At 68.8% G+C, this 20,823-nt stretch carries 25 protein-coding genes; 10 read left to right on the top strand and 15 right to left on the bottom strand.

Annotated features, from left to right (window positions below):
- Window positions 1-47 precede the first annotated feature (47 nt).
- The 5 genes from EV644_RS17255 to EV644_RS17235 all read right to left on the bottom strand — a co-directional run bounded on the left by EV644_RS17255 (window position 48) and on the right by EV644_RS17235 (window position 4,089).
- Window positions 48-680, bottom strand: coding sequence for a TMEM175 family protein (locus EV644_RS17255; protein WP_158292848.1), 633 nt, complete (start codon window positions 678-680; stop codon window positions 48-50).
- Between the two features lie 89 nt (window positions 681-769).
- Window positions 770-2,269 carry an arabinosylfuranosidase ArfA gene (gene arfA, locus EV644_RS17250; RefSeq protein ID WP_132189273.1) on the bottom strand — a complete coding sequence of 500 codons (1,500 nt, stop codon included), beginning with the start codon at window positions 2,267-2,269 and terminating at the stop codon, window positions 770-772.
- 180 nt (window positions 2,270-2,449) lie between these two features.
- On the bottom strand, window positions 2,450-3,454 hold the full coding sequence (locus tag EV644_RS17245) for a LacI family DNA-binding transcriptional regulator (RefSeq protein ID WP_199239865.1): 1,005 nt from the start codon (window positions 3,452-3,454) through the stop codon (window positions 2,450-2,452).
- Window positions 3,455-3,563: 109 nt separating this feature from the next.
- Window positions 3,564-3,770, bottom strand: a complete 207-nt coding sequence (locus EV644_RS17240; protein WP_132189272.1) for a hypothetical protein — start codon at window positions 3,768-3,770, stop codon at window positions 3,564-3,566.
- Between the two features lie 115 nt (window positions 3,771-3,885).
- Window positions 3,886-4,089, bottom strand: a complete 204-nt coding sequence (locus EV644_RS17235) for a hypothetical protein (RefSeq protein WP_132189271.1) — start codon at window positions 4,087-4,089, stop codon at window positions 3,886-3,888.
- A gap of 183 nt (window positions 4,090-4,272) precedes the next feature.
- On the opposite strand from EV644_RS17235, the gene EV644_RS17230 reads away from it, so the two are divergent.
- Window positions 4,273-4,977 (top strand): GAF and ANTAR domain-containing protein, encoded by a 705-nt coding sequence (locus tag EV644_RS17230; protein ID WP_132189270.1) that lies wholly within the window; start codon window positions 4,273-4,275, stop codon window positions 4,975-4,977.
- On the opposite strand, the gene EV644_RS17225 is transcribed toward EV644_RS17230, so the two are convergent.
- The gene (locus EV644_RS17225) at window positions 4,971-5,375 is read right to left on the bottom strand and encodes a VOC family protein (RefSeq protein ID WP_132189269.1); all 405 of its coding nucleotides are present in this window, start codon (window positions 5,373-5,375) and stop codon (window positions 4,971-4,973) included. The genes EV644_RS17230 and EV644_RS17225 overlap by 7 nt on opposite strands.
- A gap of 59 nt (window positions 5,376-5,434) precedes the next feature.
- Between EV644_RS17225 and EV644_RS17220 the strand changes: the two genes are divergently transcribed.
- Entirely contained in the window at window positions 5,435-5,863 is a 429-nt protein-coding gene (locus EV644_RS17220; RefSeq protein ID WP_132189268.1) for a MarR family winged helix-turn-helix transcriptional regulator, read from the top strand.
- Between the two features lie 41 nt (window positions 5,864-5,904).
- On the opposite strand, the gene mhpA is transcribed toward EV644_RS17220, so the two are convergent.
- Genes mhpA through EV644_RS46320 form a run of 6 tightly spaced genes read right to left on the bottom strand, consistent with a single transcriptional unit; the run spans window position 5,905 to window position 11,731 of the window.
- Complete coding sequence (gene mhpA, locus EV644_RS17215) at window positions 5,905-7,440, bottom strand: bifunctional 3-(3-hydroxy-phenyl)propionate/3-hydroxycinnamic acid hydroxylase MhpA (protein ID WP_132189267.1); 1,536 nt, start codon at window positions 7,438-7,440, stop codon at window positions 5,905-5,907.
- Window positions 7,437-7,790: a DoxX family protein gene (locus EV644_RS17210; protein ID WP_132189266.1), complete on the bottom strand. Its 354-nt coding sequence runs from the start codon at window positions 7,788-7,790 to the stop codon at window positions 7,437-7,439. The genes mhpA and EV644_RS17210 overlap by 4 nt, the downstream gene beginning before the upstream one ends.
- Entirely contained in the window at window positions 7,787-9,670 is a 1,884-nt protein-coding gene (locus EV644_RS17205; RefSeq protein WP_132189265.1) for an acyl-CoA synthetase, read from the bottom strand. The genes EV644_RS17210 and EV644_RS17205 overlap by 4 nt, the downstream gene beginning before the upstream one ends.
- Window positions 9,670-10,608 (bottom strand): fumarylacetoacetate hydrolase family protein, encoded by a 939-nt coding sequence (locus EV644_RS17200; RefSeq protein WP_132189264.1) that lies wholly within the window; start codon window positions 10,606-10,608, stop codon window positions 9,670-9,672. The genes EV644_RS17205 and EV644_RS17200 overlap by 1 nt, the downstream gene beginning before the upstream one ends.
- Window positions 10,605-11,501 (bottom strand): VOC family protein, encoded by an 897-nt coding sequence (locus tag EV644_RS17195; RefSeq protein ID WP_241998281.1) that lies wholly within the window; start codon window positions 11,499-11,501, stop codon window positions 10,605-10,607. The genes EV644_RS17200 and EV644_RS17195 overlap by 4 nt, the downstream gene beginning before the upstream one ends.
- Complete coding sequence (locus EV644_RS46320) at window positions 11,498-11,731, bottom strand: VOC family protein (RefSeq protein WP_241998279.1); 234 nt, start codon at window positions 11,729-11,731, stop codon at window positions 11,498-11,500. The genes EV644_RS17195 and EV644_RS46320 overlap by 4 nt, the downstream gene beginning before the upstream one ends.
- A gap of 144 nt (window positions 11,732-11,875) precedes the next feature.
- Between EV644_RS46320 and EV644_RS17190 the strand changes: the two genes are divergently transcribed.
- The 3 genes from EV644_RS17190 to EV644_RS17180 all read left to right on the top strand — a co-directional run bounded on the left by EV644_RS17190 (window position 11,876) and on the right by EV644_RS17180 (window position 14,006).
- Window positions 11,876-12,538, top strand: a complete 663-nt coding sequence (locus EV644_RS17190; protein ID WP_132189263.1) for a TetR/AcrR family transcriptional regulator — start codon at window positions 11,876-11,878, stop codon at window positions 12,536-12,538.
- A 541-nt stretch (window positions 12,539-13,079) separates the two neighbouring features.
- Window positions 13,080-13,454 (top strand): hypothetical protein, encoded by a 375-nt coding sequence (locus EV644_RS17185; RefSeq protein WP_132189262.1) that lies wholly within the window; start codon window positions 13,080-13,082, stop codon window positions 13,452-13,454.
- A 117-nt stretch (window positions 13,455-13,571) separates the two neighbouring features.
- Window positions 13,572-14,006, top strand: a complete 435-nt coding sequence (locus tag EV644_RS17180) for a DUF1003 domain-containing protein (RefSeq protein WP_132189261.1) — start codon at window positions 13,572-13,574, stop codon at window positions 14,004-14,006.
- A gap of 83 nt (window positions 14,007-14,089) precedes the next feature.
- Here EV644_RS17180 and EV644_RS17175 read toward each other — a convergent pair whose 3' ends face one another.
- Entirely contained in the window at window positions 14,090-15,139 is a 1,050-nt protein-coding gene (locus EV644_RS17175; protein ID WP_132189260.1) for an aldo/keto reductase, read from the bottom strand.
- A 245-nt stretch (window positions 15,140-15,384) separates the two neighbouring features.
- Between EV644_RS17175 and EV644_RS17170 the strand changes: the two genes are divergently transcribed.
- The 3 genes from EV644_RS17170 to EV644_RS47525 are packed head-to-tail and all read left to right on the top strand — an operon-like array spanning window position 15,385 to window position 17,136.
- A complete protein-coding gene (locus EV644_RS17170) occupies window positions 15,385-16,029 on the top strand; it encodes a DUF6529 family protein (RefSeq protein WP_241998277.1) in 645 nt (214 codons plus the stop codon).
- 24 nt (window positions 16,030-16,053) lie between these two features.
- Window positions 16,054-16,557, top strand: coding sequence for a Rieske (2Fe-2S) protein (locus tag EV644_RS17165; RefSeq protein WP_132189259.1), 504 nt, complete (start codon window positions 16,054-16,056; stop codon window positions 16,555-16,557).
- 9 nt (window positions 16,558-16,566) lie between these two features.
- Window positions 16,567-17,136, top strand: a complete 570-nt coding sequence (locus EV644_RS47525) for a COG4315 family predicted lipoprotein (protein WP_132189258.1) — start codon at window positions 16,567-16,569, stop codon at window positions 17,134-17,136.
- Window positions 17,137-17,228: 92 nt separating this feature from the next.
- Here EV644_RS47525 and EV644_RS17155 read toward each other — a convergent pair whose 3' ends face one another.
- On the bottom strand, window positions 17,229-18,353 hold the full coding sequence (locus tag EV644_RS17155) for a GNAT family N-acetyltransferase (protein WP_132189257.1): 1,125 nt from the start codon (window positions 18,351-18,353) through the stop codon (window positions 17,229-17,231).
- A gap of 58 nt (window positions 18,354-18,411) precedes the next feature.
- Between EV644_RS17155 and EV644_RS17150 the strand changes: the two genes are divergently transcribed.
- Window positions 18,412-19,458 carry an aminotransferase class V-fold PLP-dependent enzyme gene (locus tag EV644_RS17150; RefSeq protein WP_132189256.1) on the top strand — a complete coding sequence of 349 codons (1,047 nt, stop codon included), beginning with the start codon at window positions 18,412-18,414 and terminating at the stop codon, window positions 19,456-19,458.
- A gap of 34 nt (window positions 19,459-19,492) precedes the next feature.
- Window positions 19,493-19,972, top strand: coding sequence for a MerR family transcriptional regulator (locus tag EV644_RS17145; protein ID WP_132189255.1), 480 nt, complete (start codon window positions 19,493-19,495; stop codon window positions 19,970-19,972).
- A gap of 11 nt (window positions 19,973-19,983) precedes the next feature.
- Here EV644_RS17145 and EV644_RS17140 read toward each other — a convergent pair whose 3' ends face one another.
- Complete coding sequence (locus EV644_RS17140) at window positions 19,984-20,688, bottom strand: DUF4386 family protein (protein WP_132189254.1); 705 nt, start codon at window positions 20,686-20,688, stop codon at window positions 19,984-19,986.
- Between the last annotated feature and the right edge of the window lie 135 nt (window positions 20,689-20,823).

Here is a 20,823-nt window from a genome sequence, read left to right as displayed (position 1 = left end):
TCCTGCTGACCCGGCGTAGCGATCCAGCCAGTCCGGCCGGTGAGAGGTCAGCTGCGAGTGCGGAGCTGCTCGAAGCCGTAGTACACGGCGAGCAGGAACTGCACCAGCAAGGTCAACGGCGCGGAGATGAAGGACAGCCCGATCGCGGCGGCGTAGAGCACCGTGCCCACCGAGTACCGCAGTACGGACCTGCGGACCTGCGAACGGTTCAGGTCGTGGTCGACGAGATGGTTTCGGAGCACGTACCACCAGATGCTGCTGAAGGCGATCGCGGCCAGGGTGAGGTTGGTGCTGTAGACGGCCGCCGCGACGTGCGCGTCGAACGAGTCGTCCTGCAGGTACTCGGCGAACAGGCTGGTCGGGAACGGCAGGAGTGCGGTCCAGAGCAACAAGCCCAGATTCAGGAACATCAACCCGCGGTCGGCCCGCCGGATCTGCCGGAACATCGAGTGGTGGTTGACCCACATGATGCCGATGATCGCGAAGCTGGTCAGGTAGGCGGCGAACTGCGGCCACTCGTGCAGCAGCGCAGGCCAGAGCCGCTCACCCGGCTCCAGTTCGGGAATGTGCAGCTCGAGCACGAGCAGGGTGATCGCGATCGCGAAGACGCCGTCGCTGAACGCCTCGATCCGTGATGTGTCGGTGAGGTTGGACGGGGTGAGGCCGGACTGGGTGGTCACGCCGCGAGTGTCGCACCGCAGGGGGCGCCCCGCGATCCTCGTTCGCCACTGGCTGAACGTGGAATCCGGCGGAGCGGCCCGGCCTCAGGTCACCCCAGGCTCAGCGCGGTCCAGGAGATCGGCGGCAGGGTGACGGTCAAGGATCCGTCCCCGAGCTTCACCGAGTCGTTCGGCCGCGGGGTCACCCGGTCGGGGTGTTGGGCGGAGTTCACGGCCAGCCGGTCGTCGCCGTACACGCTCAGTGCTTCCAGTACTTCGCCGACCGGGGTGCGGCTGGTGTCCACGGTGACCTCGACGGCCTCGTCCACCGAGCGGTTGACCAGGAACACCGCGAGCTTGCCCTCGTCGTACGTCGCGACCGCGTCGACGGCCGGGACCTCCCCGAACTTCTCGGTGGAGACGAGCGGTGAGGACGTCTCGACCCGCAGTACGGAGCCGGCGGCGAGGCGGGACGTGATCGCGAACGGGTGGAAGGTCGGCTGGCGCCAGGCCGGGCCGCCGGGCTCGGTCATGATCGGGGCGATCACGTTCGCCAGTTGCGCGAGGCAAGCGACGGCGACCCGGTCGCTGTGCCGGAGCAGCGAGATCAACAGGTTGCCGACGACAACGGCATCGGTGAGGTTGTACTCGTCCTCGATCCGCCGCGGCGCCACCTCCCACTGGTCGCCGGGGCCGTCGGTCAGCCGCGAGCGGTCCTTGTACCAGACGTTCCACTCGTCGAAGGAGATGTCGATCCGCTTGCGGCTCTTCAGCTCCGCGCCGACGTGATCCGCACTCGCGACCACCGAGTCGATGAAGCGGTCCATGTCCACGGCCGAGGCCAGGAACGACGCCACGTCGCCGTTGTCGTCGCCGTAGTACGCGTGGCAGGAGATGTGGTCGACCAGGTCGTAGCACTCGCGCAGCACCTCGCGCTCCCAGCTGCCGAAGGTCGGCATCCCTGAGCCGGAGGAGCCACAGGCAACGAGTTCCAGGTCGGGCTCGACCATCCGCATCGCCCGGGCGGTCTCCGCCGCGAGCCGCCCGTACTCGGCGGCGGTCTTGTGCCCGATCTGCCACGGCCCGTCCAGCTCGTTGCCCAGACACCACAACTTGAGCCCGTACGGCGAACCGGCGCCATGTTCGGCGCGCAGGTCGGACCACGCGGTTCCGCCCGGGTGATTCGCGTACTCCTGCAGGTCGAGCGCCTCCTGTACGCCGCGGGTGCCGAGGTTGATCGCCATCATCGGTTCGACCCCGGCCTTGGCACACCAGCGGGCGAACTCGTCGAGCCCGAACTGGTTCGTCTCGATGCTGTGCCAGGCGAGCTCGAGCCGCCGCGGCCGGTCCTCCCGAGGTCCGACGCCGTCCTCCCAGCGGTAGCCGGAGACGAAGTTGCCGCCCGGGTACCGGACCAGGGAGACGCCGAGCTCACGGGTCAGCTCCAGCACGTCCTTGCGGAAGCCGTCCTCGTCGGCGGTCGCGTGGCCGGGCTCGTAGATCCCGGTGTAGACGCAGCGGCCCATGTGTTCCACGAAGGTGCCGAACGTCCGGCGGTTGACCGGGGCAACGATGAAGCTGGGGTCGAGGACGAGTGAGGCAGAGGTCACGAGGCGGCTCCTGTCGTAGGTGATTGACCGGGGCGGTGGGGTGGGCGAGAGCGGGCTCCAGCGCCGCACCGGCTCCCTGGTCAGGAGCTCCGGTGCGTACTTCTACATCGGTGTAGAAGGATGATGCCCGGCTACCTGAGGACCGTCAAGACCTCGTCGTTCGGTGGGTGGCGGTCCGGGTCAGCCGAGGGTGGATTCGCGGCGGTGGAGCTCGTAGGGGGCGACGATCTCGCGGTGGTCGGAGTCGTCGCCGTTCATCCGGTCGACCAGCAGTTCGACCGCGGTGGTGGCGATCTGGGCGCGGCCCGGGTCGACCGTGGTCAGCGTCGGGGTGCTGTACCGGGCCTCGTCGATGTCGTCGAAGCCGACCACCGCGACGTCGTCGGGGATCCGGATCCCGTGCTTGGTCAGCACTCGGATCGCGCCGAGCGCGAGGGTGTCGTTCAGCCCCAGCACGGCGTCGAACTTCTCGCCCGTGGCCAGCAGGTTCTCCATCGCCGCCGCGCCGTTGGCCCGATGCCAGGGACCGGCCGGTACGGCGAGCTGCCGCACCGGTTCGAGGCCGGCTTCCGTCATCGCGCTCGCGGCCGCGTCGTACCGGATGACGGCGGTGCCGACGACCTCGCCGGGATGGGTGCCGATCACGGCGATCCGGCGCCGGCCGAGCTCGATCAGGTGCTGGACCGCGGCGCGGGTGCCGGTGACGTTGTCGATCATCACGTGGTCCACCGGCCCGTGGAAGATCCGTTCGCCGAGCAGCACCATCGGGGTCGAGACGCGCAGGTGCTCGGCGTCGTCGTGGCCGAGACCGAGCGGGCTGAAGAGCAACCCGTCGACCAGGTGGCCGCGCGGCCGGGCGAGCGCCGCCAGTTCACGTTGCCGGTCGGCGCCGGTCTGCTCGATCATCACCGTCAGGCCGTGCTCCTCGGCCGCGTCGATGACGGCGTCGGCGAGCTCGGCGAAGTACGGCAGGCTCAGCTCGGGCACGGCGAGGCCGATGATGCCGGTCCGGCCGGACTTCAGGTTCCGGGCCGACAGGTTCATCTGGTAGCCGAGGGCGTCGATCGAGGCGAGCACCTTCAGCCGGGTCGCCTCGCGGATGTACGGGTACCCGTTCATCACATTCGAGACCGTCTTCGGTGACACCCCGGCGTGCAGCGCGACATCCCGCATCGTCACAGCCACGCCGTGCCACCTCCCCGTCTGCCGATGACTGGTCCGCCGATGACCGATCCACCCCTGATCGGCGGATCGGTGATCAGCACACGGTAGTCCAAGCCGGCGTCTCGGCAGCTCAGTCTTCGGCGCTCGGTGGTTCCTCGTGGACAGGGTGACGCGGGATGTACGGCTGGGGGCCGGCCGACTTGGCGCCCGGGTGGTCCAGGCCGTCCAGGTCGCCGTCCTTGTCCAGCTCGACGCCTTCCTCCTCGAAGAGTTCGTCGATATCGGGCTCGTTGGCGGGGCGCCCAGGGTGCGGTATGCCAGGTCTGTCGAAGCTCATCGGTGGTCCTCCTCCGGCCGGCCCGGCGCCCTCGGCGGGTGCGCTCGGGGTTCTCGCCCCACCAGTTAACCGCGTCCCGCCCCCAAAATCGCCGGATCGGCGCCCCTCGACGGCACTAGAGGCCGTACGGCGGTCTGTTGTCCGGGCTGAGGGTGATGCCGGCCTGGGTGGCCTTGTACTGGATGGCCTCTTCCGGCCGGCCCAGCCGGAGGCCGATCACCGACGGCGGGATGTTCTCCGCCGCGAGTTCCTCGAGGCGGGCCAGATCCCGGTCGGTCCACGGTTCGCCGGCATTGCGGATGGACTGCGGTAGTTCCATCTAGCTCATCTTCTTCTCGGTCGGGAAAGGTCGTGCTTCCCGGTTCCCCGGCGAGCCCGATCGAAAAGTCCGGAGTCATGGCACCACCGAGCGTGCTGCATAAGTTCGGCGGAGGAAGTTGTGCGGTGGGGTGTTCGCGGGGGCATCATGAGGGCCGGAGCAGGGCGAGAAAGGTACGCGGAAATGCGGGATGACAGTTCGACTGCCGAGGCCTTCGCCCGGCTGGCTCAGGAACTGCACGGTGAGCACGGGGTCACCGAAACGGTCGAGGCCGTGTTGCAGTTCGCTCTAAGTGCCGTCGGCTGCGGGTACGCCGGGCTGGTGCTGGCCGGCGGCAGTGGGATCCTGCGGACGGCCGCGGCGACCGACCCGCTGATCGAACTGTCGGACCAGCTGCAACTCGACACCGGTGTCGGTCCGGCGTACGCGATGATCGCCGACGGTGCCGAGTTCCTGCTGGTGCCGGACAGTTGCCAGGAGATCCGCTGGCCGGCGTGGTCGACCGGGATCGCCCAACTGGGGCTGCGCAGCGTGCTGACCGTGCGGCTCGCCGTGAACGGCGGCACGCTCGGGGTCCTGCAGTTGTTCGACCGGCGGCCGCACGCCTTCCAGCCGGCGGACGAGGAAGTGGCGTACGTGCTGGCCCAGCACGCTTCGGTCGCGGTGGCCAGTGCACAGGACCAGGCATCCCTCTGGCAGGCGGCCGACGCGCACAAACTGGTCGGCCAGGCGCAGGGAATCCTGATGGAGCGGCTCGGGATCGACGGCCGGCAGGCGTTCGGCGTACTGCGCCGCTACTCGCAGGAGCACAGCGTCAGGCTTCACGAGGTCGCTCTCCTCCTCACCGAGACCCGCCGTCTCCCCGTCGACAGCCTGGTCACTCAGTAGGACTGCAGCTCGAGCAGGGTGCCTTCGGGGTCGCGGAGGTGTGCGGTGCGCAGGTTCGGACCCCACTGCGGCCGGTCCTGCGGTTGCGTCACGAGCTTGGCGCCGAACTTCTCGAAGGTCTTCGTCGCGGCGTCGACGTCCGCGACCTTGAAGACCAGCATCGCCTTGTCCTGGGCCGGTGCCTCGGCAGGCAACGAATCCGTCCGGACCGTGCCGGCGATCATCGACTTGCCGAAGAGGACCAGCCCGGCCTGTCCCTCGAGATCCCAGTTCGCATAACTCGCCTCGGCGATCACCTTGACCGGCTGTACGCCGAACAGTTCGTCCAGCACGCCGCGGTAGAACTCCACGGTGGCAGGGAAATCGCGGACCAGCAGCCGCGGGTAGAGCGCGTCCATCTCCAGCTCCGAAGATAGTGGGGAATCACCAACGATTGGTTCGAGCCTACAATAAGTCGATGGACGAGTCGACCCTCGCGGGGATCACCACCTTCGTGCTGCACAAGGTGGCCGTCGCGGGACGCCGGGTGATCGCGGAGCGGCTGGCGCACAAGCCGGGGATCACGCTGTGGCAGTTCGCCGCGCTGGCGGAGCTCGACGACCACGGGCCCACCGCGCAGCACGCGCTCGCCGCGGGACTGGGGATCGACCCGAGCGACATGGTCCGGCTGATGGACGAGCTGATCGAGGACCGCCTGGTGGCGCGTGATCGCGATCCGGCCGACCGCCGGCGCTACCAGATCACCTTGACGGCCAAGGGCCGCCGAGCACTCGCCACCGGGCGATCCGTCGTACAGGAGGTCGAGGAAACGACGCTGGCCCCCTTGTCGGCGACCGAGCGCGCCACCTTGCACGACCTGGTGGCCAGGATCTACGGCGGCCTCTGAGGGGTTGGTCGTGACCGGGGAGGTTGTTGACGACGCGTCCGTCAGGCAACCAGGAACCTCGGTGCTGCTTCGCAGAGCGCTGCGACGTCGCGGCCGACCCGCAGCACCGTCAAGTCCGGTCGTACCAGTGCGGCCGCTGCCTTGCCGTGTGCGAGCCACTTGTACAGGGCTGAGCCGGGTGCCACCTCGAGCACCTCCGTCCCGCGGCCCGCCAGCACCGCCTGCTGCGCGGGTGATAGCGGTACGCGGCTCAAGAACACGAACCCGCGACTGGTCACCTCGTCGTATCGGATGCCATTCGTCAGGGGCGCGTTCGGACACAGCCGTCCGTTGAGAGACTTGCGGAGCCTAGGACGATCCACCAGATCGGACCGGCGCAGTGGTGGGGTCTCGCTGTCGAGGAGGCGGGCGCGGAGGCCGGGTACCCAGTGCAGCCGCGGGGCGATAGCGCCGCGGAGCAGGCCACCCGCCCTGCCGCCCTGAGTCATGGACACGCCGACGAGCTTGGCGAGCTGGATGAGGGCCCGGGCGTGTGGCTTGCGCTCCACCTCGTAGGTGTCGAGCACCGACTCGGGCAGATCTCCGGAGAGGACGCCCGCGATCTTCCAGCTGAGGTTCATCGAGTCGCGGAGTCCAGCGCACAAACCCTGTCCGATGAAGGGGGGCGTGAGGTGGGCGGCGTCGCCGAGGAGGAACACATTGCCGTCTCGCCAGCGGTCCGCCAACTGAGCCCGGAAGGTGTACTCCGCGACGCGCACCAGCTCGAGCCGGTCGCTGGGGATGCCCTCGACCCACGGTCCGATGAGGGTTTGGAGGGCTCGGATGGATTCGAAGTCAGCGGCGGTCTCGCCCGCCAGCAGCCGGAACTCCCAGCGGTAGCGGGCGTCGCTGATGCGCATGTACGTCGCCGCGCGCTCGGGGTCGCAGACCTGGTGCACGCCTTCCCACTGGTCGAGCTCGACCGTGCAGGCCACGTCGACCACAAGCCAGCGCTGCTCGAACTTCAGATCCTCCATCGTCGAGCCGATCGCCGTGCGCACCACGCTGTTGGCTCCGTCGCAGCTCAGGACGTAGGTGGCCAGCACGGACTCGTGCTCGCCGGTGAGCCGGTCGGTAAAGTCCACCCGGACCCGATTCCGGCCGTCCTGGGCAACGTCGGTGACTTCGACATCCCCGCGCAGGCTGACTGTGGTCTGGTCCTCGAGGTTGGTGCGCATCAGGTGCTCGAGCTCGGGCTGGTCGAACATGTTCGCCTTGGGGTGCCCGTGCCGGCTGTGGCCGTCGGCCCGGTCGAGCACCGCGAACACCCGGTGGTTCCGGTCGATCAGTTGCAGTCCTCGAGTAGGCCGGGACACCGCTGCGAACTGCTTCGCTATGCCGAGTCGCACGAGGATCCGGTAGGTCTCGTCGTCGAGGTGGACGGCCCGCGGCTGGGGGTAGACACCGTCCCAGCGATCCAGGACGAGGCAGTCGACGCCGTACTGACCGAGAAGGGTGGCGGCGGTGACGCCGACGGGGCCGGCCCCCACGATGACGACGGGTACCGGGTCGGCGCTGGTCCGCTGAGAACGGTTCATCGCAGGTCTGCGACCACGAGAAGGAGGAAGCTGAGCGTCACCAGGCTGAGGACCACAGCCGGTGCGATCACACGCGCGCGGTCGCCGTTGCGGAGGTGTGCCACGACTGCTCCACCGAGGAGCATCAGGAGTCCCGCGGCGGCCAGGGCGCCGATCACCGGGACGAACGCGCCGACGAGCAGGCCGACGACGGCGAGGACCTCGAGAAGGCCGATCCGTCGGTAGGCCGCGACGCTGAAGCCCACGTGTTCGGCCTTTGCACGCATGGCGGGTACGGCGGCGAGCTTGGCGGAGCCGAGGGCCGCGAAGGCTACGACGAGGATGCCCGCAAGAATCGATGTGGGGTTCATGACAGTTCCAATCTCCAGGTGATGGCGAAGCGGTCGAGTGTTTTCCTGATCGGGGCCTCGTCGGCGCCGTGGGCGAGACCGACCACGACGAGGACCGCGCCGTCCTCCGCCGTTGCTCGGACTCCGGTGACCGAGGGGATGTCGCGGAGCGCGTCGGCGACGGCGTCTCGGGTGGCCTTGGCGCGCAAGGCGGGTTTGAACGGCTTGCCGACGAGGGTGACGGGGAGTGCGTCCAGCACGGTGACGGCCTTGGGCGCCGCCGCCTGCTCGGGCACGTGGTCGCCGGCCCAGGCACGTAGTTCCTCGGGGGTCGCGCTGGTGCTGGGGGTGAGCGTGACGAATGCGACGGGCACTTCGCCGGCGTGCAGGTCCGGACGACCCACCGCCTGCGCGGCCGCGACCGCCGGGTGTGCCAGCAGCACGCTCTCGATGACCGCCGGGTCGATGTTGTGACCGCCGCGGATGATCAGATCCTTGGCTCGGCCGGCGAGGTGGATGAAGCCGTCCGGGTCGACCCAGGCCAGGTCCCCGGTGTCCAGCCAGCCGTCGCGCAGCTTGCCCATGCCGTCCAGCGCAGGCCCGTCGGGAGTCCTGCCGGTGACGTAGCCGGGGAACACGGTCGGCCCGCTGATGGCGAGCACCCCGACCTGACCGGCAGGCAGGTCGACCCACTCACCATCGGCGGTGATCTGGACCGCCCGAACGTGCTGGTACGGCAGGCGCCGGCCTACGGACCCGGGACGCGGATGGTGGGGAAAGCTCAGTGCGCTGACGCACGTGGCCTCGGTGAGGCCGTAGCCCTCGACCAGCCGGATGCCGGTGGCGGATTCAAAGCCGTCCCGGACTGCCTGCGGAAGGGGTGAAGCGCCGACGACGGCGAAGCGGAGGCTGCTGATGTCGGCGTCGATGGGATAGCCGGCCAGGACGGAGTACACGGTGGGCACGGCGCTCATCGTGGTGACCCCGTAGCGCTCGACGAGCTTCCAGAAGTGCGTGTGGAGCGCTTGGTCGCGGTAGCCCTCGGGGCCTGCCCAGATGACCTGGAGGCCCCTGAACAGCGGGGCCAGAACGGTCACGAGGAGTGCGTTGACGTGGAAGAGCGGCAGGGCCGCGAACACCACTGCATCGTCGTGCAGCAGGTTGCCGGCAGCGATCATCCAGGCGTCGCTGACCTCGTTGGCGTGGGTGTGTGTGGCGACTTTCGGCGTGCCGGTCGTGCCGCCGGTGTGGAAGAGAGCAGCGAGGTCGGTGGCCGAGGGTGTTTCACCCACGAAGGCGTCGTGTGGCTGCTCCGCCGCGAGGGCGGACAGGTCGCCGATGCGTACCATCTCTAGCGGATGTAGCTCTGCCTCGGCCGGCGCGGCCCGCGTCGGACCCAGGGCGAGGAGGGCTTCCATGCCGGCCTCGACGGCGAGCTGCCGGGCGCTCTCCCACACCTCCAGTGCGAGTTCGGGACCGGCAGCCACGAGGACCCGGGCGCCCGACCTGCGCAGGAGCTTGGCGATGTGCTCCGCGGAGAGCCCGGTGTTGATCGGCGCCGCGATCCCGGCGAGCTGGGCGGCCAGGGTTGCGGTGACGAGCTCGTCGCAGTTCGGGGCGAAGAGGGCGACCCCGTCGCTTCGACGCACTCCAAGCGTGTGGAGCACGTTGGCGTAGCGATGCACGTCCATCAGCAGCTCGGCGTACGTTCGCTCCGCCTGCTGCTCCCACCGTTCGCCGTCCGGGAGCACGGACAGGGCGACGCGGTCCGGCCAGAGGCCGGCGGCCCGCACGAGGAGCTCGTACGTCGTACCCGGAAGGCCACGGTCGGCGAGCGGCACGGCCTCGATCGCGGCGACGTCGCCGGGCCCGTCGTACGTCGGCCAGAGCAGGTCGCCCATCAGGCTGTCCTCACGACGGTGCGCTGCCGGCCGAGGTCGATCGCACCGTCGTCGGTGCCGACGGCGACCTCGACGACGTCGCCGTGCTTGAGGTACTTGGGGTTCTGGGCCTGCCGCCGGAAGAAGATCTTCCATTTCAGCGCGGGGGGCAGGAACGCGGCGATGACCTCGACCGGCTTCGGCGGTGCGCTGAGGGCGGTGCCTTCCGGGGTCCCGGTGAGGAGCAGGTCACCGGCGTCCAGCCGCTGGAACCGGCTCAGCGCCTGCAGAGCCTCGAGCGGTGAGTAGATCATGTCGTCGTCGACCACCGACTCCTGGCGCAGCTCGCCGTTGACCCAGAGGCGCAGGCGCAGGTCGCCGAACCGCTTGAGCTCGTCGTCGTCGAGCAGGACCAGCGACGGCCCGACCGGCGTGAAGGTCGGGTACGACTTGGACTCGAAGAACTGGGTCTTCGGCAGCTGCACGTCTCGGGCCGAGACGTCGTTGGTCACCACCAGGCCGGCCACGAACGAGGTCCAGTTGTCCGCGGTGACCTGTGTGCCGACCGGCAGCTCCCGGCCGATCACCAGGCCGATCTCGACCTCGTAGTCCAGGTAGCGCACGTGACCGGGGCGGACGATGTCGTCAAAGGGACCGCTGAGCGAGCCCGACGTCTTGCGGAAGAACGTGAGCGGGATGGTGTCCGGGTCGAGTCCTGAGTCCTTCACATGGCTGGCGAAGTTCGTCATCTGCGCCACCACCCGGCACGGCGCCGTAACAGGGGACGCCAGGTCGAGGGTGGCCGGGTCGACGGTCGTCCGACCACCGCGGGCGGCCTCGATCTGCTCGTGCTCGGCGAGCAGCCCGCTGGTGGTCGTGGCTTCGGTGTCGATGCGTGCGGCGCCGCCGGGAGTGCGGACCCACCAGGCGTCGGGCGTACGAAGGATCGTGATGCTCATGAACTCGTCACTTTCAGGAGGCCGCGCAGGCGGGTCAGGTCGAACTCGTTTTCTTCGCGAAGTGAGCGAGCCATCGACACCAGCTCGCGCAACGCGTCTCGTCCTGGTGTGAGACCCAGGAAGTCCTTGGTGGCCTGCGGTCCCCACTGGGCCAGCCCGGACGCCGTCATCGGCGACCAACCAGGCTCCAGGGTGCTGTCGAACAGGTCACCGTCCGCGAAGTGCTCGACCAGGAGCCCGTCCGGGTCGCGCCAGTAGTCGAAGATCTGGCTACCCTCCACGTGACGACCGATCCCCCAAGAGCGGTGGAAGCCGAGCTCGCGGAGGTACGCGCCACCGGCGGCCATCGCGTCGAGGTCTCCCACCTGGTACGCCGAGTGCACGTACCGGTTGCTGGGACCGAGCATCATCGCCAGCGTGTGGTGGTCGGTGGGAGTCATGCCGCGGTCGCAGCGGATGAAGCTCATCGTGGGGCCACGCTCGCGCTGCCCCTCGAAGTACTTGAAGTCGCTGACGATGAGACCGAGGTGCTCCAGGTACCAGTTCAGGGACTCGACGTACCTCGTTGTCTGGAGCACGACGTGGCCCAACCGCAGGATCTTCGCGGGGGCACGCGGCGGGCGCTGCGTGGAGTTGGCGCGATGCACATCGTGCCCCCAGTTGAACACCTGCGTCGGCTGGGGCGGCAGTGTCGGGAGCTCGTGGGTGTCGGCGACAACCCGGACCATGACCCCACCCGGGTCGGTCAGGTCCGCAGTGACACCGCCCAGATGCTCCGGCAGCTTTCGGACCTTCGTCCCGCTGGCGTCGGCGAGCCGCGCCACGTCGGTGGAGTCCGCGGCCCGGAAGGCCGCACCGAGATACCTCGAGCGCGGACCACGCCGGACGATCACACAGGGCGCGCGGTCCCGCGGAGCTGCAGCTCGTCCGCCGTCCGGCTCACCGTGGTGAACCCGAACGCGTGCGCGAAGCGCTCCGAGGCGACCAGGTCGGGCTTGACGAACTCGAGCCAGGCCAGGTCGAGCACCTTGACGACGGGGTTCTTCGCACGTCCCGGGTGCTCGGCGGGCAGCGCACCATGCTCGCTGTGCAGGTCGTTGTGCGTCCCGTGGTGACCGCTCATTGCCGCTCCTTGGATAGTGGATGACGGAATCGTCACTTATGAGTATATGCTCAGTCAAGTGCTCTTTGAGGTTTTCGTCATTTCTGACTGGCCACGCTAGGATGGGCGCACGGAACCCCCGGACGAAGACGCAGAGGAGCGGTCTTGAGCAACGCACCCACGCAGCAGGCCAACCGCCTGGGCCGGCGCAAGGCCCAGACGCGAGCGGCTCTCATCCGGGCTGCGCAGACGCTCATCGCCGAGGGCAGGACGAACGTGCCGATCCTGGAGATCACCCAGGCCGCCGACGTCGGGCTGGGCTCCTTCTACAACCACTTCGAGACCAAGGAGCAACTGTTCGAGGCGGCTGTCGAGGCAGTGATGGACGCCTACGGTCAGCTGCTCGACAAATTGACGGCCGGCATCGAGGACCCCGCGGAGGTGTTCGCCTGCAGCTTCCGGCTCACTGGGCGGCTGCACCGCAGGGAGCCGGAACTCAGCCGCGTCCTTCTCAACAACATGCTGCGGTTGCTCAGCGCCGACAACGGCCTGGCGCCACGCGTCCGGCGGGACATCGCGGCCGCCGTGGATGCCGGCCGCTTCGACGTCGAGGACCTCGACGTCGCCGTCACGATGTCTGCCGGAGCCCTGCTCGCCCTCGGTCACCTGCTGCACGACCAGCCGGACCGCGACGTCGAGGAGACTACCGACCGGGTGACCGAGGACCTGCTGCGCATGTTCGGCGTACCGCGGCGATCGGCACGGCGGATCTGCACGCTCCCGCTGCCGGAGATCGACGCCGTCCCCGGCAACGGCTCGGCGGCCTGACAGATCGCTTCTGCCCAGCGTTTGGCGAGAATCGATCAGTAGCGCGTCCCGCGGCAGCCGCACCGCGGCGAAGTCACCTCCGGGCTGGGCGTGATTGCGGCTGACTCGGCGGGCCAGCTCGCCGGCCGCTGGTCGGGCACGAGCTGCCGCGACCACTCGGACCCTGACGTCGGTGGCCTGAGTCGACCCGGTGCCAGACTCTGGCCGGTTTCGGTTCGCCTACCCGACCTCCGTCGTAGCCGCATGTCTCGCCCATCGCGGACAACGCAGGTGATGGTGCTCCAGAAGGGCCCCCCGCAGGCGGCTCTCTCACATCTGACGGCCGCTCGTCGTGAGGCGGCAGACTGAAGATTTCGTCAGATCTTCGCCATGACCCTTGCCAGGTCTGCAGAACTGACGATATCGTCAGTGTTATAGGTACATAACAAATGGCCCTTGCCAGGCCGGAATCCAAGACAGGTGGAAGCGCATGACTCAGCACACGAACTTCTCAACGCGGCTGGATGATCTACAGAAGCGGGTCGAGACGGCCAGGTCGGCGGTGCAGGCGGCCGCGACCGAGTCCGATGCGAAGCTCAAGGAGCGGATCGATCGGGCTCAGGCCGACTTGGACCAGTCGGTCCAGAATGCACAGCAGGAGGTCTCGCAGACCGCCGACAGTGCTCGGGCGAAATGGGCGCAACTGAAGGCTGACACCGCGGCCAAGATGAGCGACGCCAAGGCAAACGCCGACAAGCGCGCCCGCCACGTCGATGCCAAGGTCGCGGCGAAGGACGCGGACTGGGCGGAAACCGACGCGGCCGAATCTCTCGACTTCGCCAACTGGGCGGTCGAGAACGCGCATCTGACCGTCCTCGACGCAATCCACGCCCGCGCCTACGCAGACCAGCTGGCGAAGGCCGAAGTCAACTCGTAGTCGTCCAGTCGGACTGATGGTCAGCAAGCCCCCAGTCCTCCTTGCAGCACGCCCGTTGCCGCGGGCAGGAACGGTCAATGACCTGCCCGCGGCGGCATCAGCCAAAGGAAGTTTGCGATGACCCACCCGGAAGCGGGCAGCCCGGCGCTGGTGCGGCATCTCCGCGAGCGCAGCAAGCGCGGGGAGAACCGGGTTGCCGACCAGATCACGCTGTTCACAGGCTCGATGAAGTTCGTATACATCCATGCCATCTGGTTCAGCATGTGGATCGCCCTCGGGGTCGAGGATTACCCCTTCGGACTGCTGACGATGATCGTGTCGCTGGAGGCCATCTTCCTGTCGACCTTCGTCATGATCAGCCAGAACCGCGCCGACGAGAAGCGCCAAGTGATCGCGGACGAGGCCTGGCGGACAGTCCAGGAGGAGGAGCAACAGAACGAGAGGCTGCTCCGCCTGTCCAGCGAGATCCTCGATCTCACCAAGGAGATCCACGCGGCGGGCGCTTCTGCCACGCCAACGAGTCGTCCCGGGAGGATCGGCCAACTGTCGTGACTCCGCAGAGGCGGGGTGGCCCCCGAGAATCCGGGGGCCACTCTGCACCTTGGTCGATAACCCCACAGACTGCGCGGCCTGGGTCAGGCGGCGGAGCGGTCGGCGAGGGGGCGGCGGCGGTTGGTGGGGTCGGTGAGGCTGGCGGGTTGCCAGGCGCCGTCGGGGTGGTAGAGGTCGGTGCCGGGTGGGACGATCTCGTCGATGCGGTCGAGGATTTCGTCATCGAGGGTGAGGTCGGCTCGCTTGAGGAGACCTTCCAGTTGCTCCATCGTGCGCGGTCCGCTGATCACCGAGGTGACCGCCGGGTGCGAGACGACGAAGGCGAGCGCGAGTTCGGGCAACGAGCAACCGATGCCGTCGGCAACTTCCACCAGCTGCTCGAGGGCGTCGAACTTGGCCGCGTTGGACGGGATCGACGGGTCGAAGCGGAACGGCGTCAGCGCGGCGCGGCCGGTGCTGAGGTCGACGGGCTGGTTCTTGCGCACCTTGCCGGACAGGAATCCCGACGCGAGCGGGCTCCAGGTCAGCACCCCCATCCCCAGCCGCCGGCAGGTCGGCAGCAGCGAGCGCTCGATGCCCCGCGAGATCAGCGAGTAGGGCGGCTGCTCGGTGCGGAACTTGCCGAGGCCGCGGCGCTCGGACACGTGGTACGCCTCGACGATCTCCTCGGCCGGGAAGGTCGAGCAGCCGAAGGCGCGGATCTTGCCCTGACCGACCAGATCCGTCAGCACCGACAGGGTTTCCTCGATGTCGGTGGTGTGGTCCGGCCGGTGCACCTGGTAGATGTCGATCCAGTCGGTATCCAGGCGGCGCAGGCTCTGCTCGACTTCGTGGGTGATCCAGCGCCGCGAGTTGCCGCCGCGGTTCGGGCCCTCGCCCATCGCGAAGTGCACCTTGGTGGCGAGGACGACGTCGTCACGCGCGCCCTTGAGGGCCTTGCCGACGATCTGCTCGGACTCGCCCGCGGAGTACATGTCGGCGGTGTCGACGAAGTTGATGCCCTGATCGAGGGCGGCGTGGATGATTCGGGCACTGTCGGTGTGGTCGGGGTTGCCGACCGTGCCGAACATCATCGTGCCGAGGCAGTGCACGCTCACCTCGATACCGGTCCCGCCGAGTGTGCGGTAGCGCATGGGTGTGGCTCCTAGGTTCAGGTCGTGGAGTCCCGAACCTAGGAGCTAGACCGCTGTCTAGGTCAACCCTGACCAAGAGCGGGAGGAAAGGGCGGCTGGACGGTTGCCGGGGGTGGGTGGAGCCGCCAGAGTGGAGCCGAGGAAGGGGACACGCGGCGGAGGCTGGACCTGGGGGCGTTGAACCAAGGGGTCGTGAGCCACGTATAGGGCTCAACAAGTTGTCGCTGCGGAGGGGTGGAACCGCGATGAATGCGGACGCGGACGCGACCGGGGGCCTGGTGACAGAGCCGCCGGGTCAGGGCTCGACGGGCCAGGACCCGGCCGGTACTGCGGGCAAGGGTCCCGCGCGCAAGGGGATCGCGTTGCTCCTGGTGTTCGCGGTGGTGGGTGCGTTGGTGTCCTTGTCGCTGGGGTACTACGGGCGGACGCACACTCCGACAGGGAGGCCGCTGGCCCTGCTGGTCGGCTTCACCGGGCTGACCCCGATGAAGGCCTGGCTGGGTACGGCGGCCGTGGCACTGGGGATCTTCCAGGTCGTGTCGGCCATGTGGATGTACGGGCGGCTGCCGGTCAAGCGGAAGGCGCCTCCGGCGTTGTCGCAGGCGCACCGGTGGAGTGGTGCCGTGGCGTTCGTCGCGACACTGCCGGTGGCCTACCACTGCCTGTGGAGCTTGGGATTCAGCACCTTCGACACCAGGACCACGCTGCACTCCTTGTTCGGGTGTGCCTTCTACGGGGCGTTCACGACCAAGATGCTCGCGCTACGGGCCAACCGGATGCCTGGCTGGGCTCTGCCGATCGCCGGCGGGCTGCTGTTCGCCCTGTTGGTCGGAGCCTGGGCAACAGCCGCGCTCTGGTACTTCGCCCAACCCGGCGTTCCGCTGCGCTGACCCTCGCGAACAGGAGCCAGACCTATGACCGAAAACAAGAGCGTGGTGGAACGCCGGACGGTGTTGCTGGCCGGAGGCGCCGCCGCGACCGCGGTACTGACCGGGTGCATCGTGCAGCAGGCGGCTCCGCCGGCCGCGAGCACCCCTCCCAGCCAACCCGCCCAGCCCGCCACCACCGCTCCGCCCTCGCCGGCCGGATCGGCGCCTGCCTCACAGGGGACGGCAAGCGCCGATCCGGGCAAAACGCCACTCGCGAAGTTGGCGGACATCCCGGCGGGCGGCGGGGTCATCCTGACGGAACAGAACGTGGTGCTGACCAAGGACGCGAGTGGCAAGGTCTCGGCGTTCTCGGCGACCTGCACGCATCAGGGCTGCGTGGTGACCGGCGTGGGCGGCGGCACGATCGACTGCCCGTGCCACGGCAGCAAGTTCGACGCCGCGACGGGCGAACGGGTGGCTGGGCCGGCCAAGGATCCGCTGCCTCCAGTAGCGGTGCAGCAGCGCGATGGCGCGGTCTTCCAGGCATAGGGGTTCGCCATGTTGAAGAGCCTGCCCACGATGCTCTGGGTGATCGGCGCGACCGTCGCCGTGGCGGCACTGAGCCCGGTCGTCGGCAACATCGCCACGACAGCCCCTGCGCCTGCACCGGCCCCGGCTCCCGCAGCCAGTCAACCGCCGCCGACAGCCAAACCCTCAGCTACACCGAAGCCGTCAGCACCTGCCACTCCGGCAGACCAGCCGGCCGGTCCTGTGGTGATCAAAGCCAGTACTACGAAGCTCGGGCCGACAGCGGTCGACGCAGATGGGTTCACCCTCTACCTGTCGGTCCTCGACAGCACCGATCCACCGAGGTCCGTGTGCGTGAGCAAGACCTGCCTGGCCGCCTGGAAGCCGGTCTACGTCACCAAGGCAGGGGTGCGCGCCGGTGCCGGCGTGAGCGAGGCAAGGGTCGGCACGGTCGTCCGCCCGGACAAGGATGTGCAGGCGACACTCGGCGGCTGGCCGCTGTACCGGTTCGCCAAGGACACCAAGCCCGGTGACGTGCTGGGCGAGGGCGTCAAGGGGACCTGGCACGCGATCAGCCCACAAGGCAAACGGGTGAGGTAGATGGACGACCTCGAGGACCTGCTGAGCCGACCCGACATCTGGGCCGAGCTCCCACCGGACCTGGAAGACCGGGTTCGCGCTGAAACTGTTCCTCAGCCGCGGTCACTGATCAGCAGGTCGAAGATCACCAGGTCGTCGTAGCTCCCGTCTCGTCGGTGATCCGCGGCCCGGAGCACCCCCGCCCGGGTGAAGCCGTTGGCCTCGGCAACTTGAATCGAGGCCAAATTCCCTTTGGCTGCACGGATTTCCAGCCGCAGTCGCCCTAGTCCGCCCTCGTCGATCGGCAGGAACGCCTGCTCGATCACCCGGCCCACGGCGGCCGTGATCAGACCGCGGCCTCTCGCCTCGGGATGCGCGCTGTAGCCGAGCTCCCCGCTGGTCTGGTCGGACCTGCTGTGCAGACCGAACACGCCGACATCGCCGAGTAGCTCGTCGGTGTCGGGATCCGCCACCACCCAGCCCACCCGTTCGCCGCTGGCCTGGCCCTCCCGACCGCGCGCGAGGTACTGCTCAGCGTCCTGCCGGCCGAACGGCTTCGGGAGGTTCGCGAGCCAGTGCAGGGTGCGCTCGTCGTTGCTCATCTCGGCCGCGCGCTCCACATCGCTGTCCCGGTACTCGCGCAGCCGGAAGCGCTCGGTCTCGATCACCGGCACCTGCCACCAGTGGTTCTGCGGCTCGCGCTCGTCGTCCCGGCCGATCGACGCGATCCACTCGTCGCGGCGTTCGCCGTCGGCCGGCCCAGCGCCGTGGGTCGTGAAGAAGTTGCGGAATCCCGTCCGCCAGGCGACCCTGCGGGCTGCCCAGTTGCCTACGAAGGCGCACCAGGTGACCCGGTGCCAGCCGAGGTCGTCGAAGGCGTGGGCGAGGACCAGCCGGACCGCGCGTGTGGCGAGCCCCTTGCCGCGGTAAGCCGGGTGGCCGGTGAACCCCACCGAGCCGACACCGCTCTCCCCGCCGCTGAGCGTGATCGCCCCGGCGTATTCACCGCCGTACTCGATCACCCAGGTTCGGCGAGTGCCCACCCGCCAGCCCTTCGGGATCCGCTCGGTGACATCCAGCTCGGCTTCCTCGCGGTCGTCGGTGGGCGGACTGCCACTCCAGTACTGCGTGTCCGGGTCGCGGTACATCTCCACCATCGCCTCGACGTCCTCCAGCCGCGGTGCGCGCAGCCGGATCCCCTGGTCGGTCAGTACCGGTACGTCCTTCGGAAACCGCATCCACACTCCCGTGGTCGAATGGTCTGGTCCGACAGTACGCAAGCAAGGGAGTGCACGGATGACCGCCGTGGCCGAATCTTTCTCGCAGCTCTGGGATCCGCAGCCGGGGTGGCTGAACACCGCCTCGTACGGGCTCCCGCCCAAGCCCGGCTGGGAGGCCCTGCAGACGGTGCTCAGCGACTGGCGGGTCGGAGCCACCAGCTGGGAGCCGTGGGACGAGTCGACGACCCGGTCGCGCGAATCCTTCGCCCGGCTGATCGGCTCCGATTCGGCGGACGTCTTCGTCGGCAGCACGGTCTCCGCGGCGATCGCGCCGATCGCGGCCGCCCTGCCGGACGGGGCAAAGGTGCTCGTCGACGAGGTCGAGTTCACCTCGAACGTCTACCCGTGGATGGTGCACGGCGATCGGGGTGTCGAGGTGATCGCGGCCGCGACGGACAAGTTGGTCGAGGCGATCCGGCCGGGGATCGACCTGGTCGCCGTCAGCGCGGTCCAGTCCTCCACCGGCACCGTGCTCGACCTCGCGGCAGTGGTTGCTGCCAGCAAGGAAATCGGCGCGCTCCTGGTGGTCGACGCCAGCCAGGCGGCCGGCTGGTTGCCGCTCGACGTGAGCGGCGTGGACGCGCTGATCGCCCACACCTACAAGTGGTTGATGGCGCCGCGCGGCGCCACCCTCGGGTACCTCTCGCCCCGCCTGCAGGAGCGCTGCCGCCCGCTCGAAGCCGGCTGGTACGCCGGTGAGAACGTCCACACCTCGTACTACGGGACGCAGATGGACCTGGCTCGTGACGCCCGCAGGTTCGACCAGTCGCCGGCCTGGTTCAGCTTCGTCGGAGCGGCTCCCGCCCTCGAGTTGATCGAGCAGATCGGCGTCGACGTGATCAACCGCCACAACCTCGACCTGGCGAACGAGTTCCGCGCCGGGCTCGGAATGCCGCCGGGCGACTCGGCGATCGTCAGCGCGGACATCCCCGGCGCCGAGGAAGCCTTCGCGGCCGCCGGCGTCCGGGCCGCGGTACGGGGTGGCAGGCTGCGGGCGTCGTTCCACATCTACTCGACCATCGCGGACGTCAACCTGGCCCTGAACGCCCTGAAAAATATCTAGAGTCGGCTCTAGCCCGGGGGTTAGGGTGGCCGGCATGTCACAGGTCACCGCGGGTCTGAGTATCGGGCAGGTCGCCGAGCGCACCGGTTTGAGCGTGCACGCCCTGCGCTTCTACGAGCGGGAGGGCATCCTCGCGGACCCGGTCCGCCGCGAGTCCAACGGCCGGCGCGTCTACAGCGAGGACGACGTGGAGTGGCTGAACATGTGCATCAAGTTCCGCTCGTCCGGGATGCCGCTCGACACCATCCGCCGGTACACCGATCTGGTCCGGCAGGGGCCCGGCAACGAACAGGACCGGCTGGCCCTGCTGCGCAGCCACCAGGAGTCCGTCACCGCCCAGATCCAGGAACTCACCGAGTGCCTGAACGTGATCAGCCACAAGGTCGAGGTCTACCAGGAGCACCTGGACCGCGGTACCGCCGAATGCCTCTGGGTGGCCCCGTCCACCCTGCCGCAGACCTCAGCCGACGAGGCCGGCCAGGCTGTTCGAAGCCAGGCCGGCCAAGCCGGCTGAGGTCTGCGGGCTCACTTCGCCGGCAGGTCGAAGTCGTCGTTGCGCATCCGGAGCAGCGCGTAGGTCGCACCGGTGAAGCCGACGGCCGCCACCAGCAGGCCGATCCCCGCGATCACGTGGTTGGGCAGGAACGGGTGGGTGAAGCCGCCGACCGCGAGCGCGATCCCCATCCAGGCCGGCGCGACCCGGCTGCGCCACAACGCGATCCCGAGCAGCAGCAGACCGAACGTGATCCCGAGGATGAAGAGCAGTCCGGACAGTTGCATGATCGGGTGCTCCTGCAGCGCGGTGGACAGCTTCGACACCGTGCCCGGGTCCAGGCCTTCCTTGACCGTGAGGTTCGCCAACGACACGGTGCCGGGCAGGTTGCCGAGGCCGGCGCAGAAGCCGGTCAGAGCGATCAGTGCGCCGGCGGTGGTCAACCTCGGTGCGCCGCGTCGCGCGACCCAGGCCACGGCGAACGCGGCGGGGATCAGCAGGGTCACGAACGGCACCTGGATCCACTCCAGCGCCGACATCCGGTCGCCGTGCGCAATCGCCGCGGCGACGTTCTCCTCGAACGGCGCGTTGCCCTCGGTCGGGCTGAGCAGGTAGTAGATGCCGTTGGACAGCATCGGCAGCGGGGCGATGACCGCGAGCAGGATCCGCCAGAATCCGCGCACGTCACGGAGTGGTTTCCGGGTCACGGTGGACGCCTCGGTACGGCTGGTCGACATGGGAACTCCTCGGATCGGTGGTTGCTTGCGGCTTCAGCGTCCGGTCGGCGGACCCCTGGTTCGCAGGGCGCTGCTTCACCGGGTTTCGGGAGAATTTCCTGGCTCGCCTGGGGGCAGGCCCCTATGCGGGTGTGG

The organism is Kribbella orskensis, from assembly GCF_004342085.1.
Taxonomy (GTDB): domain Bacteria; phylum Actinomycetota; class Actinomycetes; order Propionibacteriales; family Kribbellaceae; genus Kribbella; species Kribbella orskensis.
Note: the sequence above shows the minus strand (reverse complement) of the source record. Positions and strands in the feature narration are given on the sequence as shown.

What these genes read in the sequence shown, in the direction of transcription:
- EV644_RS17165 (WP_132189259.1), top strand. Translation starts at nt 16,054, where the DNA reads ATGACCGAAAACAAGAGCGTGGTGGAACGCCGGACGGTGTTGCTGGCC.
- EV644_RS17235 (WP_132189271.1), bottom strand. Translation starts at nt 4,089, where the DNA reads ATGGAACTACCGCAGTCCATCCGCAATGCCGGCGAACCGTGGACCGAC.
- EV644_RS17200 (WP_132189264.1), bottom strand. Translation starts at nt 10,608, where the DNA reads ATGAGCATCACGATCCTTCGTACGCCCGACGCCTGGTGGGTCCGCACT.
- EV644_RS17150 (WP_132189256.1), top strand. Translation starts at nt 18,412, where the DNA reads ATGACCGCCGTGGCCGAATCTTTCTCGCAGCTCTGGGATCCGCAGCCG.
- EV644_RS17145 (WP_132189255.1), top strand. Translation starts at nt 19,493, where the DNA reads ATGTCACAGGTCACCGCGGGTCTGAGTATCGGGCAGGTCGCCGAGCGC.
- EV644_RS17210 (WP_132189266.1), bottom strand. Translation starts at nt 7,790, where the DNA reads ATGAACCCCACATCGATTCTTGCGGGCATCCTCGTCGTAGCCTTCGCG.
- EV644_RS46320 (WP_241998279.1), bottom strand. Translation starts at nt 11,731, where the DNA reads ATGAGCGGTCACCACGGGACGCACAACGACCTGCACAGCGAGCATGGT.
- EV644_RS17155 (WP_132189257.1), bottom strand. Translation starts at nt 18,353, where the DNA reads ATGCGGTTTCCGAAGGACGTACCGGTACTGACCGACCAGGGGATCCGG.
- EV644_RS17220 (WP_132189268.1), top strand. Translation starts at nt 5,435, where the DNA reads ATGGACGAGTCGACCCTCGCGGGGATCACCACCTTCGTGCTGCACAAG.
- EV644_RS17205 (WP_132189265.1), bottom strand. Translation starts at nt 9,670, where the DNA reads ATGGGCGACCTGCTCTGGCCGACGTACGACGGGCCCGGCGACGTCGCC.
- EV644_RS17180 (WP_132189261.1), top strand. Translation starts at nt 13,572, where the DNA reads ATGACCCACCCGGAAGCGGGCAGCCCGGCGCTGGTGCGGCATCTCCGC.
- EV644_RS17240 (WP_132189272.1), bottom strand. Translation starts at nt 3,770, where the DNA reads ATGAGCTTCGACAGACCTGGCATACCGCACCCTGGGCGCCCCGCCAAC.
- EV644_RS17225 (WP_132189269.1), bottom strand. Translation starts at nt 5,375, where the DNA reads ATGGACGCGCTCTACCCGCGGCTGCTGGTCCGCGATTTCCCTGCCACC.
- EV644_RS17175 (WP_132189260.1), bottom strand. Translation starts at nt 15,139, where the DNA reads ATGCGCTACCGCACACTCGGCGGGACCGGTATCGAGGTGAGCGTGCAC.
- EV644_RS17170 (WP_241998277.1), top strand. Translation starts at nt 15,385, where the DNA reads ATGAATGCGGACGCGGACGCGACCGGGGGCCTGGTGACAGAGCCGCCG.
- EV644_RS17230 (WP_132189270.1), top strand. Translation starts at nt 4,273, where the DNA reads ATGCGGGATGACAGTTCGACTGCCGAGGCCTTCGCCCGGCTGGCTCAG.
- EV644_RS17140 (WP_132189254.1), bottom strand. Translation starts at nt 20,688, where the DNA reads ATGTCGACCAGCCGTACCGAGGCGTCCACCGTGACCCGGAAACCACTC.
- mhpA (WP_132189267.1), bottom strand. Translation starts at nt 7,440, where the DNA reads ATGAACCGTTCTCAGCGGACCAGCGCCGACCCGGTACCCGTCGTCATC.
- EV644_RS47525 (WP_132189258.1), top strand. Translation starts at nt 16,567, where the DNA reads ATGTTGAAGAGCCTGCCCACGATGCTCTGGGTGATCGGCGCGACCGTC.